The organism is Paenibacillus pabuli NBRC 13638 (genome assembly GCF_001514495.1).
GTDB lineage: Bacteria > Bacillota > Bacilli > Paenibacillales > Paenibacillaceae > Paenibacillus > Paenibacillus pabuli.
This window is the reverse complement of sequence record NZ_BCNM01000002.1, coordinates 236,389-253,900: the sequence shown is the minus strand read 5'-3', so window position 1 is coordinate 253,900 and position 17,512 is coordinate 236,389. Positions and strand designations below refer to the sequence as shown.

Here is a 17,512-nt window from a genome sequence, read left to right as displayed (position 1 = left end):
AGGAGGACTCGTAGGATGGCTGGAATTCTACAACGAAAGAAATGGATTCTGCCCACAGTCATTGCAGCAGCGGCAGCCTGCGTCATACTTTTGCTTACTTCCGGTGCAGATGTAAAGAGTGCGGTTGTGCCTTCTGGCAGTTTGCCTGCCATTGAGGTGGATGCCATTTTGCAGCAGACGAGGCAGAAGAAAGGATATGAACAATATCTGTCCCAAACAGGCATGGCCTCAAGACCGAATGTGGACATAACCGTTGAAGCAGGGGACTACATACGGGCAGAAGGTGATGAGGTACGCAAACTGAATGATTATGAGGGCTTGGCAGGTGTATCGCTTCATACCGGGGAGACAGGAGAGATCGACTGGGTTGTCGATGTTCCTGAAACCGGACTGTACAACCTTTCCGCTGTCTATTTTCCAGTTGAAGGCAAGAGTTCGGCGATTGAGCGCGCATTGTATATTGATGGTGAACTTCCGTTTGCAGAAGCCGCCTATTTGCAGTTTGACCGGGTATGGGGCAATGAGAAAGAGGCCGTTGAACAGGATAATCAGGGCAATGATCTTCGTCCCAAACAAGTGGAGAAGCCCCGCTGGATGGAGGAAACATTTCAGGACTCGGACGGGTATGAACAGGCTCCATTCAATTTCTATCTGGAAAAAGGGAAGCACACGTTAACGCTGAAATCCTCTCGCGAACCCATGGTAATTCGATCCATACGGCTATTCAATGAGAAGCCAGCCGTTCCTTATGCGGAAACCGCAGCGGCACAGCAGACAGGTTCCTCCACCGATCAGCCTAAGAATGTGCTCATCCGCATTGAAGGGGAAGCGGCTGTTGCCAAATCTGCACCTACGCTATATCCAACCAGTGAAAGATCAAGCTCCGCCGTATCTCCTTACAGCGCTTCCCAGGTGCGGATTAATACGATTGGTGGATTTAACTGGCGTCTGCCAGGACAGTGGATCGAATGGGAAGTGGATGTACCCGAGAGTGGACTTTATCATATCGGTTTTACCGCTCAGCAAAATTTTGTCAAAGGCATCTATTCCACACGCAAGCTGACCATTGATGGCGAGATTCCGTTTGCGGAGATGACGAAGGCGCCGTTTCGCTACGAAAGCGACTATCGCATTGACGTGCTGGGCGGCGAGGAAGCTTACAAGTTCCAGTTGGCAAAAGGCAAACATATCATTCGGCTGGAGAACAGCCTGGGCGACTTCGCACCACTTATTCGTAATGTGGAGGACAGCCTGTACAACCTGAACTCCATGTACCGGAGAATCCTGATGATTACAGGCACCAAGCCGGATGAATTCCGGGATTATCGGGTGGAGAAGCAGATTCCGAATCTGCTGGAGGTGTTCAGCGGGGAAAGCAAACGTCTGAAGGAAGTGGCAGGGCAACTTCGTCTCCTGTCAGGCCAGTCCAGCGATCAGGAAGCGTTAATCAAAACAATGGCCCAGCAGCTGGACGAGATGATCGAGAAGCCGGATACCATTCCGAGAAGACTTGCCGCTTACAAAACGAACACGGGCGGACTGGGGACTTGGGTGCAGCAGGCTCGCGAGCAACCGCTTGAGATTGATGCACTGTATGTAGCTTCATTAGACAGCAGCATTCCTGGCACAGGTATGGGGCCGCTGGCGAAGCTCGGGCATGAAGCGAAGACATTCTATCATTCGTTCTTCATTGATTATAACCAGATCGGGAACGTAGCCACATCGGAGGATCAGCGCACGGTGACGGTCTGGATCGGCAGTGGTCGTGATCAGGCGAACACGATGAAAGCGATGATTGATGAGACCTTTACACCGGAGAGCGGCATCAACGTCAATCTGAAGCTGGTTAACATGGGCACGTTATTGCCAGCAACTTTATCGGGTGAAGGACCGGATGTAGCGATGCAGATCGGCAATGATCTGCCTGTGAACTTTGCGATGCGGAACTCGGCGGTCGATCTCACCCGGTTTAGCGACTATACCACGGTGGAACAGGAGTTCAGGGATAGTGCGATCGTACCGTACGCCTATGATTCAGGTGTGTACGCCCTGCCGGAGACACAGACCTTTAATATGTTGTTTTACCGAAAAGACGTGCTTGCAGAGCTTGGGCTTGAAGTTCCTCAAACGTGGGATGATGTCGAGAGCCTGCTGGCGATTCTAAGCAAAAATCATATGGAATTTGGCATGCCGGTGGTAGCCCAGGCCAACATGCAGGGTGTCAACATCCCGCCTAACTCGCAGTATGCCACGATGCTGCTGCAGAACGGTGGCTCCTTCTATCGCAATGACGGCAAGGAATCAGATCTGGATTCGCGCACCGGGATTGAGACCTTTAAGAAGTGGACCGAGTTTTATACCGATTACAAGCTGGAGCGGGAGTATGACTTTGCCAACCGTTTCCGAACAGGACAGATGCCGATTGGTCTGACGGATTACACGATGTATAACCAGTTGTCCGTATTTGCACCGGAGATCCGTGGATTATGGGGATTTGTTCCGGTTCCGGGAACGGTGCAGCCGGATGGAACATTGAATCGGGACGTTCCAGGCGGCGGCAGCGCGGTCATGATGCTGGAGAGCGCCAAGGATCAGGAGGCCGCATGGGGGTTCATGAAGTGGTGGACCAGTACACCGGTTCAGGCTGAGTTTGGCCGCGAGATGGAAGGACTGATGGGTGCGGCTGCACGTTATCCGACGGCCAACATCAAGGCACTCGATTCGCTTCCATGGCCTGCTGAGGATTATGCGAACCTGAAGGCACAATTCGAGACGGTGAAGGGAATTCCCGAAGTGCCTGGCGGTTATTTTACCGGACGCCATCTGTTCAATGCATTTTACAAGACGGTTGTTGGCCAAGTGGAAGCCAGGGAATCCATCATGGACTATACCCAGTATATTCAGGACGAGATTCGGATCAAGCGTAATGAATTTGGTCTTCCGTAAGCAAAGGGAGGGTTAACAGTGTCACAAATATCACTCCGAGACGGACAAAACAGTCCTCCTGAGAAAGCGCCAGGCATGGGCGTGAAATCGTGGTGGTCCTGGAAGCTCAAGGAAATGAAGGCCAGCAAACATTCCTATGTACTGCTCGCTCCTTACATGATCCTGTTCACCATGTTCACTGTGATTCCGGTGGTTATCTCAATCATTCTCAGCTTCACCTACTTCAACATGCTGGAATTTCCCCGTTTTATTGGCTGGCAGAACTATACCCGGCTGTTTCTGGAGGATGACGTATTTCTGATTGCCATCAAAAATACATTGCTGTTTGCCATTATTACCGGACCTATCAGCTATATTGCCTGTTTCGTATTTGCGTGGATCATTAATGAATTAACACCCAAATGGAGAGCGTTCATGACACTGATTTTCTATGCGCCATCCATTTCGGGCAATGTCTACTTTATCTGGCTGATGATTTTCTCAGGGGATCGTTATGGCATAGCCAATGGACTGCTGATCAAATGGGGATTTCTGCTGGAGCCGATCCAGTGGTTAAAAACCGAAGCCTACATTATGCCGATTCTCATTCTGGTGCAATTGTGGCTCAGTCTCGGCACAGGTTTCCTGGCATTTATCGCCGGTTTGCAGACCGTTGACCGGACGTTATATGAGGCAGGCGCAGTGGACGGAATCAAGAATCGTTGGCAGGAGCTCTGGTATATCACCCTGCCTTCGATGCGTCCACAACTGATGTTCGGTGCGGTCATTCAGCTCACAACCTCCTTTGCCGTAGCCGATGTATCCATTGCACTGGCCGGGTTCCCGAGTGTGAACTATGCAGCCGAGACGGTGGTGACCCATCTGATCGACTTTGGTACAACACGGTTTGAAATGGGATACGCCTCGGCGATTGCAACCGTGCTGTTCATGATAATGGTGGGAACCAACCTGCTGGTACAGAAACTGCTTCGAAGGGTGGGAGAATAGCTATGGCTGCAATTGCAACAGGCAAAAAGCGGGTGAACCGCTCCTTATCCGGAAGCATCTCCCTGTTTGCCCTTCTGCTCGTATTCGGTGCTTTCATGGTGCTGCCGCTGATCTATGCGATTAATAATGCGTTCAAACCGTTGGATGAGATTTTTACCTTTCCACCAACGCTATTTGTCAAAAATCCAACGTTCAGCAATTTCACCGATTTGCTGAATCTGCTGAGTGACTCGTGGGTTCCGTTCTCACGATATATATTCAATACGGTATTTATTACGGGCATTGGCATCGTGGGCCATGTGCTGCTCGCTTCGGCAGCGGCTTATCCGCTTGCCAAGCACAAATTTCCGGGCAAGGTGTTCATGTTCCAGGTCGTTGTGCTTTCCCTGATGTTTACACCTGCCGTGACGGCCATTCCGAACTATATGATCATGTCGTGGCTGGGGTGGATCGATACGTATTGGGCCGTCATTATTCCGGCATTCGCCTATTCGCTCGGTCTATATCTGATGAAACAGTTCATGGAGCAGATCCCGGATGCGCTGCTGGAAGCTGCCAAAATGGACGGTGCAAGTGAATACCGGATTTTCTGGTCCATTGTCATGCCGAATGTGAAACCAGCCTGGCTTACATTGATCATTCTGCTGTTCCAGATGCTGTGGGGCAGTGATGGCAATGGATACATCTACAGTGAACAGCTCAAGACCTTGCACTATGCGGCGGGCCAGATCATTCAGGGTGGAATCTCCCGGGCCGGGGCAGGTGCTGCGGTAGCACTTATATTGATGAGTGTGCCGATCACGCTGTTCATTTTCTCACAGAGCCGCATCATTGAGACGATGGCGAGCTCGGGCATGAAGGAATAAGGGGGAACGATATGGCACGCACAGTGAAAAGATGGCTTGTTCTCCTGGCGGCAGTATCGCTGCTGCTGGTGAATGCCGTGCCTGCGGCGGCCTCCCCGGCGCCGTATGAGAGCTATAACTACAACTACTGGAAAGAGGCCGTTCCTTCACCGGATGCCTATCTGCCCAAGCGGACTATTTCAGGCAGCGACCTGGGCATTGGTGAATTCAAAGACCCTGGTGATGTAAACGTCTCTCCCTCCGGGCAGATTTATATTTTGGACAGTGGCAACAGCCGAATTATTGTCCTGGACGCAGATTATAAGCTGCTGCGGGTGATCGAAGGATTTATGATGGACGGCAGCGAGGAGCGTTTTAATACGCCAGGTGGATTATTCGTGGATGAAGAGGATCGAGTATACATCGCTGATACGGGGAACAGCCGCGTAGTTGTCCTGGATAGGGAAGGTCAACTGGTCCATACCATTACGAAGCCAGAGTCTGATATCCTCGCGACCAATTTTCAGTTCCAGCCGCTGAAATTGACTGTGGATCGAGTAGGCCGGGTGTATGTTGTGGCTCAGGGTGTCTACGAAGGAATTATGCAGTTTGATGAGCACGGTCAATTCATTGGATACGTCGGTACGAACAAGGTGGAACGCGACTACGGTGAATACATCTGGCGGATGTTGTCAACCAAAGCCCAGCGGGCACAGATGGTTTTGTTTGTACCGACCGAGTTTTCCAATGTGGACATTGACTCCAAAGGGTTCGTATATGCGACCAATATCGACCCCGGTTCCAGCGAACCCATCAAACGTCTCAATCCGTCCGGCGAGGATGTGCTGAAGCGATTTGGTTATTTTGATGTCAAAGGAGACATCAGGTTCCGTAACAACCCGGGTCCGTCCAAACTGATTGATGTGAAGGTACTTGGCAATGGTATGTACAGTGTGCTGGATGCGACGCAGAACCGGGTGTTTACTTACGATGATGAAGGTCATCTGCTCTACGTATATGGAGGCAAAGGAAACCAGGTGGGAACGCTCAAAACACCAGTCGCCATGGAAAAATCCGGGAATCATCAACTGGTGCTGGATCGGGGGAAAAGCAATCTGGTTATCTATGAGCCAACACGGTTCGGAGCCAGCGTGAATGAGGCGGTTGCCCTTCATTATCAGGGTGAGGATACAGAGGCTGTTCATATCTGGAAAGAAGTGCTGAAGCTGAACGCCAACTATGATATCGCTTATATCGGTATCGGCAAATCCTTGCTGATGGAGAAGAAAAACGAGGAAGCACTGGGTTACTTTGAACTGGGGATGGATCGCAAAAGCTATTCTGTCGCGTTCAAAAGATATCGGCGAGAGATGATGAAGGAACATTTCGGCACCTTTCTGACGCTTGCCATCGCACTGATTATCATTCTGATCCTGGTCCGAGTGGCGGTTAAATGGAGACGGAGGAGGCAGATTGACCGTGAAGCAGGATTACATTAAGTTTCCGCTGCATCTCATTTTTCACCCCATCGATGCATTCTGGGATCTCAAGTCGGACCAGCGGGGCAGGCTGACCGTAGCTTTTGGAGCACTGGCGCTTACCATTATCATGATGATTTTGCAAAAGCAGTACGCAGGATTTCTCGTGAATTACATCGATCCTCGCACAATCAACAGCATAGGGGAGATCGCAACGGTTGCGGTGCCGTTCTTTCTTTGGTGCATAGCCAACTGGGCGGTAACCACTCTGATGGAAGGTGAAGGAAAGTTCAGGGATATTTTTCTGGCAACAGGATACTCACTCATTCCGATTATTTTGATCTACGCCCCGATGATTATCGTTAGCCGATTTATGGTGCAGGAAGAAACAGCTTTTTATTATCTGTTCAATGCGATCGCGTTTTTCTGGTTTATATTGCTTCTGTTCATCGGCATGATGACCGTCCACCAGTACACGGTGATCAAAACGATCCTGACGATGCTGCTGACGGTAATTGTCATGGGCATCATCGTGTTCCTCGGCGCATTGGTTTTCAGCATGCAGCAGCAGTTATATGAATTCGGTTACAACATCTATCGTGAGTTGATTTTTCGGACCTAAAGGAGGCGGCATCCGTGAACAAAAGGCAACGAATATATGCGGTGCTGGCCAGTGGTGCAGCTGTGATCCTGCTTACAGCCGGGCTGCTGTATATCAATAACAGGGGAGTACCTGCCGTGGAAGCAACGGCTTATCTTGAAGCGACAACAGACGCCATGCCAACCGAGACGGAGCCACTGCAATTCCTTTCCGATTCTTCGCAAGGGGTGCCTGGTATGCAATTGGTCGCCGAAGATCAGGGTGTGGCGCTGTATTACAACGAGGAAACGACGGAAATTGCCGTTCGTGAACAAGCGAGCGGGCAGATCTGGTACAGCAATCCGAATGAACGTAATCAGGATGGTTTGGCATCCGGTTATGAAAAGGAAGTGCTGTCCTCCCAGCTGAACGTGTCATTTCGGGATGCGATTGGCACGTTGGAGAACTTTCCGAATTTTAGCTCCAGTATCAGCAACAAACAGTTCGCAGCTGCCCGTGTGGATCAAGGTATTCGTGTTACATACACCCTCGGGGATACCTCGCTAGGCATTGATGCTCTGCCCAAACTGATCAGCAAACAGCGTCTGGAGGAGAAGGTTCTTTCGAAACTGGATGCCACAGTCGCCAGGTATACATCTGCCCGCTACTATCCAACCAAGAACAATCCGGATGTGCTGGAACGGTTGGATGGACAGATATCCAAGCAGCTGGTGTTGAACAAGATGTTGGATGCCTTTGAGACGGCGGGTTACACCGCTGACGATCTTGCTTTTGACAATCAGGAGAATGGGGTCGAAGGCGGAGGCACATCAGATAAACCAAGCTTCATCATTCCGGTGGAATATCGGTTGGATCAAGGATCGCTGGTTGTAACCGTGCCGCTAAGTCAGGTGAAAGAGAGCGGACAATACCGTATTCGTAATATCGATCTGCTCGCTTACTTTGGTGCCGCGGATACGAAAGGTGAAGGTTATATGTTTGTACCTGACGGTTCAGGCAGTCTGATCCATCTGAACAACGGAAAGGTCAAAGAGGAGCAGTACGTACAGCGTGTGTACGGTGCAGATCCGAATGACAATTCACTCAGTCGCCCGCAGGTCAGTGAATCTGTCCATATGCCTGTCTTCGGTTTGAAGAACGGTGATCATGCCTGGTTTGCCGTGATTGAAAAAGGGGATGGCATGGCCAGTATCTCTGCGGATATTGGAGGCAGGCAAAATAGCTACAACCATGTCTACGGCACGTTCTCCCTGCGGGGAGAGGATGAGCTGGAGATGTATACCTCGCAAAAAATGCAGGAGATTCAGCTTTTGAGCGAGGAACCATTCCGTGGGGATATTCAGGTTCGGTACCATTTCCTTCATGGCAAGGATGCCAGTTATTCCGGTATGGCCCGCTTGTATCAACAGCAATTGGTGGGGCAGAACGTACTGAAACCGCTGGGAGACGAGGCGGCATTACCCTTTTACGTGGATGTGTTAGGTGCAGTGGACAAAAAAGCTTCATTCCTGGGTGTACCTTATCGGACCACTTTGGCTATGACGACATATGAACAAGCGGCTGAAATGGCCGCGAAGCTCAAGCAGGAGGGTGTGAACCGTGTGCAGATGCGGTATCAGGGATGGTTTGGCGGTGGTATCAGTCACCATACACCCACCCAGGTCAAGCTGGACCGTGAAGTGGGCAGTCGGTCCGAGCTGCAGGATCTGTCGGAACAACTGAAACAGTCTGGCGGAGCGTTATTCCCGGATGTAGCATTCCAGCGTATTTATCACGACGATTGGAACTTTGCTCCATCCTCCGATGCTGCGCGATTGGTCACCAGGGAGACGGCTGAACTGTATCCATACAGTCCTGCCCTCAACCGGATGGATCAGAACAAAGACAGTTATTATCTGTTGTCGGCCGCCAAACTGCCGTATGTAGTGAGCGAGTTTGCCAGGAAAATCAATAAACTGGAACTCAGCGCACTATCGCTGCGTGATCTCGGGCAGGTATTGAGCTCGGATTATCGCGATAGTCGCGTCATCCACCGGGAGACCGCGAAGAACATCGTGAAGGAGCAGCTGGGCAAGCTGCAGCAAGAGTATCCAAACATGATGTTGTCATCAGCTAACGCTTATGCGTGGGGATATTCGCAGCATATTGTGGATGCTCCCTCAGGCTCCAGCCGGTTCAACATTACCGATGAGGAAGTTCCTTTTTATGAAATGGTCATCCATGGATATATGGACTATGCTGCTTCCGCAATGAATACGTCAGGGGATCAGGATCTGCGCAAACAGCTGCTCCGCAGTTTGGAGCTGGGCTCCGCTCCACAGTTTCAATGGACGGTTGAACCATCATCCGAACTCAAGCTGACCAGTTATGATTCGTCTTATGCTACTGACTTTGCTTATTGGGTAGATGACGCAGCTGCATTATACAAGGAAGCGAATGAGGTATTGAGTGATTTGAGGAACAAGCCAATGATCGAACATGAACGAGTTCAGGATGGTGTGGTGCGTGTCACTTACAGTGGCGGTGCAACGATCTTGGTGAATTACAATGATGATCCGGTCACGATGGATGGAATTACCGTTGGCGGGGCGGACTATGCAGTAGAAGGAGTGAACCGATGAGAACCCTTCGTATATCGCTGAAATCACGGAGAGCGCTGCTTGGAATTGCGTTTATTTCGCCATGGCTGATTGGTTTCATCTTCCTGTTCGCTACGCCGCTGCTGCAATCCATCCGGTTCAGTTTGAGCAATCTGTCGGTGGCCCCGGGAGGATATGTACTAAATTATATCGGGCTGAAAAATTTCAAGGATGCCATCCTGGTCGATGCCACCTTTAACCGGATCTTGGTGGATTCAGTCGGAACGATGCTGCTGAATGTGCCGATGATTCTGTTCTTCAGTTTATTTACAGCGACACTGCTTAACCAGAAATTCAAGGGCAGAACGATGGCACGAGCGGTCTTCTTCCTGCCGGTCATTCTGGCCTCCAGTGCGGTGGCAGCGGCTGAGTCCGCAGGGTTGATCAACCTGATGGGGGACGCCAGTGCGATTGAATCGTCTACCGAAGGGGGAGCTTCGTTCAACGTCATTTCAATCGTGCGAATGCTGAATGATGTGGGGCTGCCGATGGCTTATGTGGATTATATCGTGGAAGCCATTATGCGCATTTACGATATTGTCAGCAGCTCTGGCGTACAGATTCTAATCTTCCTCGCTGCCCTGCAATCCGTACCCGGCTCGATGTATGAAGTGGCCAAAATAGAAGGCGCAACCGCCTATGAATCATTCTGGAAAATTACGTTTCCGATGGTGAGTCCGTTGATCCTGACAAATGTCATTTATACGATCATTGATTCGTTTGCAGGAAGCCCGGTGACCGAGGCGATCTATCAGACGGCGTTCAAAACCCAGAACTTCGGCCTAAGCTCAGCCATGTCCTGGCTGTACACGCTGGTCATCGGTCTGGTATTGGTTGTTGTCGGATGGGTACTGTCACGACGGGTTCATTACAACTGAAAGCTAACGAACGTTGAAGGAGGCATGAGACTATGGCTGTGTCGGGAACGGATCGCATGGTGGTGGTTCCGAAAGAGAACTACCGTATGCAGAGGGTGCGAAACAAGACATCGGACCTCCTGTATTCCATATTCAGATATGCACTGGTTATCGGCATTTCATTTATTATTTTGTATCCGTTGTTTCTTAAAAACTCGGTGGCGTTCAAGGATAAACAGGATATCTATAATCCGACCATCTATATGATTCCCCAGCATTTTACGCTGGATAATATCAAGCTTGCGGCGCAGGTGATGGATTATTTGCCTTTGCTGGCGAATACGCTGTTGTTCGTTACGATTACAACGCTGCTCACAGCAATATCCTGTGCATTAGCCGGGTACGGCTTTGCCCGCTTTTCTTTTCCCGGCAGCAATGTGCTGTTTGTATTAGTCATCCTCACTATTCTGGTACCGACAAGCACCCTGATGGTGCCGATGTATCTGCATTTCCGCAACTTTGACTTTCTCGGCATGATTCGGCTATTCACGGGGCGAGAAGGGATCAACCTGCTGAATACATATTGGCCATCCATGATTACAGCGGCTACGGCAGGTGGGCTGAAGGCAGGGTTGTTCATTTATATTTTCCGTCAGTTCTTCAAGGGCATGCCCAAGGAAATTGAAGAAGCTGCGCTGATTGATGGAGCAGGCGGGTTTCGGACATTTGCCCGAATCATGCTGCCGAACGCCATTTCACCGTTGATCACGGTTATCCTGTTCTCCTTTGTCTGGCAGTATAACGATACGTTCTATTCGGCATTATTCATGAGTGAAAGTCCGCTTATCTCCCTCAAGGTGTCTTCCTTGCCTGCCCAAGCGAACCAGTTAATTCCCCAATTGATGGGTTTTGGCTCGAACTCGGGGATGAAGGCAGATCCGAACTATGTCGCCATGATCGTGGATACAGGAATTTTGCTGGCAATTGCACCGCTTATTATATTGTATTTGTTTGTACAGCGCTACTTCGTGGAAAGTATTGAACGTTCCGGAGTGGTTGGATAAGAAGGAGAGGGAGAGTAACGATGATGGAGAGCAGGATTAGCAATGCTTTGGTGAATGAAGCAGCAACTTCCGAGGCCAGCGAACTGATGACGTATTTGGCAGAGCGCTATGGAAAAAGGGTGCTGTCGGGTCAGCAAGATTACGGCAATCTGAACTGGATTAATGAGATCACAGGCCGCAAGCCGGCGGTGATCGGATTCGATCTCATGGAATATTCTCCATCAAGAAAAGCACGCGGTGCGATCTCCCAAGAGATTCGGGACGCGATTGCATGGCATCGGCAGGGCGGAATTGTGACATTATGTTGGCACTGGAATGCACCTGCTCATCTGATCGATGAGCCCGGTAAAGAATGGTGGCGCGGCTTCTATACGGACGCCACCACCTATGATCTCGCCTCAGCGCTGGCTCACCCTGAATCGGAAGAGTATACCTTATTGATCCGGGATATCGATGCCATTGCCGTACATCTGCAAGAGCTGAAGGATGCCGGGGTGCCAGTGTTATTCCGGCCGCTTCATGAAGCGGAAGGAGGATGGTTCTGGTGGGGAGCCAAGGGACCTGAACCAGCCAAACAGCTGTATCGCCTGCTGTATGATCAATTGGTCAACAAGTATGAGCTGGGTAATCTGATCTGGGTGTGGAACTCGGAAAAACCGGAGTGGTATCCGGGTGACGATGTGGTGGACATTGTGAGTGTGGATGTGTATCCAGAAGCAGGGGATCACAGTCCATTAGCTAAACGTTATGAAAATCTGGGTGCACTGGTGAATGACAGCAAAATCATTGCTCTGGCGGAGAATGGCTCCATGCCTGATCCGAAGCAAATGAAAGAGCAGGGCGTGCACTGGAGCTGGTTCTGTACCTGGACGGGTGGATTCCTGAGGGATGGTAATCATAATGCTGTATCGTATTTGAAGGAAGTATACCATAGCGAATATGTCATAACCCTGGATCAATTACCGAAGTGGAGTTGGAGTTAGAGTTAGGGCGATCATCTGGACTTATATTAACTTAAAAAAAGGGGGCGTCCCATAAGTCATGAACATGACGGTGGACGCCCCTTGTTCGCGTTAATTTGGCCTAACAAACCTGACAGACGTTGTCGCTCTCATTTGCACCGTTTTGAGATGTAACGAATCCCAGAGACGTTATTTCATCAATGGGGTGGCTTTTACCCCGCATTCTTGGATAGCATGGCACTGATTTTTGGAAATAAAGCCTCATTGGAAGTAAACAGGATGTAGGATTGATTGGTTGTACGAATGAATATTCGCTCGGAAGCGCCGTAGGCTGCGCCGATTCGGACGGCTGAAGGCTCGCTTCCACCATATGTATCATCAAGGGTAACTGCTCTAATATCAGAGATGGGAATTTCTATTTTGGAAAGCTGCCAACGGATGATGAGTTGATTCTCTACTTGCTGTACTTTGATGCCTAACATAATAAAGCCCCCTATAATATCCCAGCTATGTCCTCTTCATACTAAGGAGTGTTTTCGAACGTTATAAATGGTAATACATGGGTTAATTATACCTGATGATTACAGAATAAGAAATACACTCTTTTTGCGAGGAACGAGAGATTGTCGTTCTTATTTCCTGTTTGAACGCCTAGCGAGACAGGGTAGTTGAATGAATTCTACAGATTGCCGCGGGGATTGAGTAAATACTAAAGTCTTAAATCAAGGGCGGAGGGTATCCGCCCTTATTGCATTGTTGCATTCTTGTCCTTCGGAAACATTTTGTTATCTGAAATTTGCCGGGGCAAAAAACGGTGTCAGGACGGAAGATTCATAGCGGTCTGAATGTTCTGCAGATCGAGCTGGATTTGCTCTGGAATATGGTAGGGATGGTATAAGCCATGCTGTATCATGTAATTGGATATCTTTTCATAAGAGTCTATGGCTTCATCGAGCTGTTTCATCAAAATTTGCTTGATTTCAGGGGTGGCACATTCGGTCACGGCCATGGCGTAGTTTCTGACTCCGCTCTTGGCGTTGATCAAAAGGTCCATTGCGATGACGTCATCCGTCAGTGTATGAAGCCCTGTCATGTGTTCTAATATTGGATTCATTTTTTTATCTCCTATTGAGTCACTTTGGACAGCACTCCACCGAGCTCTTGAAGCTGCTGCTGTGATAATGTCGCATCTTGTTGCAAAATTTGCATGAGCTCCGGGTCGGTAACCAGAGCTTGCATGGTTTTAGATTTAGTCATGCAAACCGTCTTGAACGCAGCTATTTCATGCACCTCGAGTATCTCATGCAAAGCGTAATTGGATTTCATTCGAATTGTCCTCCCATGTATCTATCCATATTCAAGGCTTTAAGATAACTTTAATGCAATTGTCCGTTTTCGTATCGAATACTTCATAGCCCTGCTTGGCCTCGCTGAGCGGAATGACGTGAGTTACAATGTCGCCAGGGTCAACCTTGCCGGACGTAACCAACTCGTACATATACGGCATGTAGTGAATGACCGGGGCTTGTCCTGAACGAATATTCACGTTTCGCTGCATGATGTCGCCGAGCGGGAATCCATTATAACGTCCCCCGTATACCCCAGTAACTTGGATGGTGCCGCCTTTGCGGACCGCCTGAGATGCAATGATAAATGCGCTCATGGTTCCGCCTTGCAGTTTCATACCGCTGGCTAGAAATTCAAGATCGCTCATCTTGCCATCCATTCCTACCGCATCAATCACGACATCGGCGCCGCCTTTGGTCATTTCCTTGAGAGTGTTGCCAATATTCTTATCCTGTTCGAAGTTTACGATTTCCACTTTGTTTGTTCGCTTCGCATGCTGTAAGCGGTAATCGACATAGTCAACGGCTATGACCCGCTTAGCTCCTTTCAGCCAGCAAAATTTCTGGGCCAGGAGTCCGACCGGACCGCATCCGAGTACGATGACCGTATCTCCATTCTTTACGCCGGCGTTATCTACGCTCCAGAATGCTGTCGTCATGGCATCGGCAATCAAGCTTAGCTTTTCGTCAGGTTGTTCGCAGTTTTCGGGAATCTTGAAGTGGGTAAAATTGGCGAACGGGACCCGTAAATACTCGGCTTGCCCGCCAGGATATCCGCCGGTCGTTCCGGAGTATCCGAAATATGCGCCCATATCCCCGTGTTGGTTTGACTCGTCACATTGGCTTTCCAGCTGATTTTTGCAAAAAAAGCATTCACCGCATGCGATGTTGAACGGGATGATCACACGGTCGCCTTTCTTTACCTTTGTTACGCCGGAGCCTACCTCTTCTACGATCCCCATCGGTTCATGCCCGATGACATAGTTCTCCTGAAGGTTAGGGATCATCCCGTGAATAAGGTGTAGGTCGGAACCGCAAATGGCTGAACTGGTGATCTTTACGATCATATCATCCGGTTTCTCAATCTTCGGATCCGGGACCTCTTTGACCACGACATTTTTAATCCCTTGATATGTTACTGCCTTCATGCTTTATGTCCTCCCATATGTTCATCTGGGGTCCGATCAAACATCCCTTTACGTGACGTATCATCCGGGAACAAATTCATCTGCCCGATCATCACCGTATTTTTCGCCGAAAGTTGGTCGAGTTGGTACTGTTCGTTCAGCTCATAAGGATGGAACCATTTTTTGCGAATCATGAGCTCCGTGATTTCTTGGTGCATGGCAATCCCCTGCTTAAGATGATTATGCAGCAGGGCTCTTACATCCGGTGAAGCCGTTTCCGTCAGGGCGATGGACAAATTACGCACACCCTCCTTGGCACGAAGAAGGAAGTCCATGGCAAAAGTCATATCAGCCATTTCCGGCATATTTAATGAATTAATCGGGTCTAAATAATCGGTATTCATCTGAGTTCCCCTTAATGTGTTATAGGTGTCGGATTATTCGGAACGGGTGCTTGGAAAGGAGCTCTTGCATATTTTGCTTGCAGCTCGGCGATCTGTTGTATGGATTGAGTTACGTCTTTCTGCATTAAGGCTTTTAGCTCTTGGTCAAAGACCAGGCCTTGCATAAGTTTCGACTTAGCGAGGCAGAGCGTTTTGAAGTTTAACGCTTCATGCAGTTCCATCGATTCGTGCGGGGCAAGCGTTGGATTAGTCATTTAGAAAGGATCACCTCCTTTTTCATCAACGTTAGATTTTCCAATGCATCGAATCTTATACTGAAATGGTTGCCGGAGATGTTTCGGTTAGATAAAGATTAATTAAGAGCCAGGTATTAGAAAATGTCTTGAACATATTATAGGTAATATCTATTCAAATATGTTTGGGGAGGACATCATACAACCTATGTTACCTATGGAAGAATATTTCGGTAAGTTAGAACTCGTTTATTCATTTTATGGGGCTATGCCTACAGGCGTTAGTGTATCCGAAACCGGGCGTATCTTTATTTGCTTTCCAAAATGGGGAGATGACGTTAGATTTACGGTAGCGGAAATTGTTGAGGGTCAGATGCAACCTTATCCTAATGTAGAAACGAATTTGATCAACCCATTGAATATCGTTATGTCCTTCATCAGTGTCCAAAGTGTTGTTGCAGATGGAAGGGGAACCCTGTGGGTACTGGACACGGCTGCACCAAATTTTTCTGAGCCAATTAAAGGAGGGGCAAAATTAGTCGCGGTAGATTTAGAAACAAATACAATAAAAAAAGTATATACATTTGCAGATGATGTAGTCTTGCCGACAACGTATCTGAATGATGTCCGATTTGACTTTCGTGTAGGAAAAGCAGGTTACGCATATATAACGGATTCTTCTTCCAATGGTCCAGGCGCTATTATCGTCGTAAATTTAGAAAACGGAAATGCGTATAGACGGTTGCATGGAGCAAGCTCAACCTCACCCGATCCGTATTTTGTGCCGAAAGTGGAAGGTCAAATTTTGATGAATCGAAACGCGGATGGTTCGACATCTCCCTTTCGATTGGCCTCTGATGGGATAGCCATTTCCCCTGATGGAAAAATGTTATTCTATTGTCCATTAACCAGTCGCCAGCTATACTCGATCTCAACAGAATCGTTAAGAGACAGAACGATACCGGATTTCAAGTTAAGTGATCTTGTGCAGTATTGGGGAGAAAAAGGTGCATCTGATGGAATGATAACGGATGCAAAAGGAAACGTTTATGCTGGAGATTATGAAAACGATAGTATTCGAAAGATATTGCCGAATGGAGTAATGGAAACCATCGCACATGATCCGAGAATTTTATGGCCGGATACTTTTTCTATTGGTCCGGATCAATACTTATATGTAATTGTGAATCAATTACATAGGCAGGCAAGATTTCATTATGGAAAAGACCTGAGACAAAAACCCTATAGTTTACTTCGTATTAAAATTGATGAATTACCTGCGCCTACCTATTGATAAATATCCCACTTTATAAAGTTGATTCAATTTGCATAGAAAATAGCATGGGGCAGTCCGAAGGTTGGCAGGCTGTTCCTTTTTTCGTATCTATCATTCAAGAGGCGAGGCGAGTTTCGAATGACAGACCTGAACGCGTATCATTATTTTGAAAAAAGTGTTGGACCATTCCGAAATCTCTCCAGTCTGTCCGAACAGGACGCAGAAGTCGTTGCGCAGCATATCCGGCAGGAAGGCCGGAATTTTGCCAGTCAGCGATCAGCGGATTACATGATGATTCGCAGAGCGCTTGAGCAGAAAGCATACGAGCAGTTTATTGCCAAAGGTGGGAAACCGACCAACCGTTATCCTCACTTTATGACCCTGGGTGCATGTGCTTGGTTGGAATCATGGTATACCGAACCTGATTGGGTCACGATCTCATGGGAGGATCTGCCTGCTAATTCCGTAAGTTTTACCTACGGCGATTTGTTTCCAACGATGCGCTATATGGATGATAAACCCTACCGTAAGCAGGTCTACACCAAAGATGAAATTATGGACGTTATTCAATCCTATGGATGGCCTCAGGAATGGAATGGACAGGGTGAGCTCGGCCCGGAGCGTTATATCGAAGTACAGGTTTGGAACGAGAAAATGATCAGGCCATATCGTTACCGTGATTGAATGAAATTTTCAAAAAAGTAGGAGAAGGAATGACAACACAATCGTATCCCAATCCCCGCCCTG

The 17,512-nt window shown here is 48.6% G+C and carries 17 protein-coding genes; 11 read left to right on the top strand and 6 right to left on the bottom strand.

Features of this window, described 5'->3' with window-relative positions; translation table 11 throughout:
- Positions 1–15: 15 nt before the first annotated feature.
- The 9 genes from PPA03S_RS04705 (at position 16) to PPA03S_RS04665 (ending at position 12,400) form a co-directional block, all read left to right on the top strand.
- Positions 16–2,946: an extracellular solute-binding protein gene (locus tag PPA03S_RS04705; protein WP_082704002.1), complete on the top strand. Its 2,931-nt coding sequence runs from the start codon at positions 16–18 to the stop codon at positions 2,944–2,946.
- Positions 2,947–3,021: 75 nt separating this feature from the next.
- Positions 3,022–3,933 carry a carbohydrate ABC transporter permease gene (locus PPA03S_RS04700; RefSeq protein WP_062320681.1) on the top strand — a complete coding sequence of 304 codons (912 nt, stop codon included), beginning with the start codon at positions 3,022–3,024 and terminating at the stop codon, positions 3,931–3,933.
- 2 nt (positions 3,934–3,935) lie between these two features.
- A complete protein-coding gene (locus tag PPA03S_RS04695) occupies positions 3,936–4,799 on the top strand; it encodes a carbohydrate ABC transporter permease (protein ID WP_062320346.1) in 864 nt (287 codons plus the stop codon).
- Positions 4,800–4,810: 11 nt separating this feature from the next.
- Positions 4,811–6,277 carry an NHL repeat-containing protein gene (locus PPA03S_RS04690; RefSeq protein ID WP_062320344.1) on the top strand — a complete coding sequence of 489 codons (1,467 nt, stop codon included), beginning with the start codon at positions 4,811–4,813 and terminating at the stop codon, positions 6,275–6,277.
- On the top strand, positions 6,258–6,878 hold the full coding sequence (locus PPA03S_RS04685; protein ID WP_062320342.1) for a Yip1 family protein: 621 nt from the start codon (positions 6,258–6,260) through the stop codon (positions 6,876–6,878). The genes PPA03S_RS04690 and PPA03S_RS04685 overlap by 20 nt, the downstream gene beginning before the upstream one ends.
- Before the next feature lie 14 nt (positions 6,879–6,892).
- Positions 6,893–9,478: a DUF5696 domain-containing protein gene (locus PPA03S_RS04680; protein ID WP_062320340.1), complete on the top strand. Its 2,586-nt coding sequence runs from the start codon at positions 6,893–6,895 to the stop codon at positions 9,476–9,478.
- Positions 9,475–10,374, top strand: coding sequence for a carbohydrate ABC transporter permease (locus PPA03S_RS04675; RefSeq protein ID WP_062320338.1), 900 nt, complete (start codon positions 9,475–9,477; stop codon positions 10,372–10,374). The genes PPA03S_RS04680 and PPA03S_RS04675 overlap by 4 nt, the downstream gene beginning before the upstream one ends.
- A gap of 32 nt (positions 10,375–10,406) precedes the next feature.
- Entirely contained in the window at positions 10,407–11,417 is a 1,011-nt protein-coding gene (locus PPA03S_RS04670; protein ID WP_082704001.1) for a carbohydrate ABC transporter permease, read from the top strand.
- 20 nt (positions 11,418–11,437) lie between these two features.
- Complete coding sequence (locus tag PPA03S_RS04665; protein WP_062320336.1) at positions 11,438–12,400, top strand: glycosyl hydrolase; 963 nt, start codon at positions 11,438–11,440, stop codon at positions 12,398–12,400.
- Positions 12,401–12,591: 191 nt separating this feature from the next.
- On the opposite strand, the gene PPA03S_RS04660 is transcribed toward PPA03S_RS04665, so the two are convergent.
- The 6 genes from PPA03S_RS04660 to PPA03S_RS04635 form a co-directional block, all read right to left on the bottom strand.
- The gene (locus PPA03S_RS04660; protein ID WP_062320334.1) at positions 12,592–12,861 is read right to left on the bottom strand and encodes a SunI/YnzG family protein; all 270 of its coding nucleotides are present in this window, start codon (positions 12,859–12,861) and stop codon (positions 12,592–12,594) included.
- 335 nt (positions 12,862–13,196) lie between these two features.
- Complete coding sequence (locus PPA03S_RS04655) at positions 13,197–13,493, bottom strand: spore coat protein (protein WP_062320333.1); 297 nt, start codon at positions 13,491–13,493, stop codon at positions 13,197–13,199.
- A gap of 11 nt (positions 13,494–13,504) precedes the next feature.
- A complete protein-coding gene (locus PPA03S_RS04650) occupies positions 13,505–13,705 on the bottom strand; it encodes a hypothetical protein (RefSeq protein WP_062320331.1) in 201 nt (66 codons plus the stop codon).
- Positions 13,706–13,736: 31 nt separating this feature from the next.
- The gene (locus PPA03S_RS04645; RefSeq protein WP_062320329.1) at positions 13,737–14,873 is read right to left on the bottom strand and encodes a zinc-dependent alcohol dehydrogenase; all 1,137 of its coding nucleotides are present in this window, start codon (positions 14,871–14,873) and stop codon (positions 13,737–13,739) included.
- On the bottom strand, positions 14,870–15,256 hold the full coding sequence (locus PPA03S_RS04640; RefSeq protein WP_062320326.1) for a spore coat protein: 387 nt from the start codon (positions 15,254–15,256) through the stop codon (positions 14,870–14,872). The genes PPA03S_RS04645 and PPA03S_RS04640 overlap by 4 nt, the downstream gene beginning before the upstream one ends.
- A gap of 11 nt (positions 15,257–15,267) precedes the next feature.
- Complete coding sequence (locus PPA03S_RS04635) at positions 15,268–15,510, bottom strand: hypothetical protein (RefSeq protein WP_062320324.1); 243 nt, start codon at positions 15,508–15,510, stop codon at positions 15,268–15,270.
- A gap of 160 nt (positions 15,511–15,670) precedes the next feature.
- Here PPA03S_RS04635 and PPA03S_RS04630 point away from each other — a divergent pair, with 160 nt between their 5' ends.
- Together PPA03S_RS04630 and PPA03S_RS04625 are read left to right on the top strand one after the other, a co-directional pair.
- On the top strand, positions 15,671–16,783 hold the full coding sequence (locus tag PPA03S_RS04630; protein ID WP_174532107.1) for an L-dopachrome tautomerase-related protein: 1,113 nt from the start codon (positions 15,671–15,673) through the stop codon (positions 16,781–16,783).
- 120 nt (positions 16,784–16,903) lie between these two features.
- Complete coding sequence (locus PPA03S_RS04625; RefSeq protein WP_062320322.1) at positions 16,904–17,449, top strand: hypothetical protein; 546 nt, start codon at positions 16,904–16,906, stop codon at positions 17,447–17,449.
- Positions 17,450–17,512 lie beyond the last annotated feature (63 nt).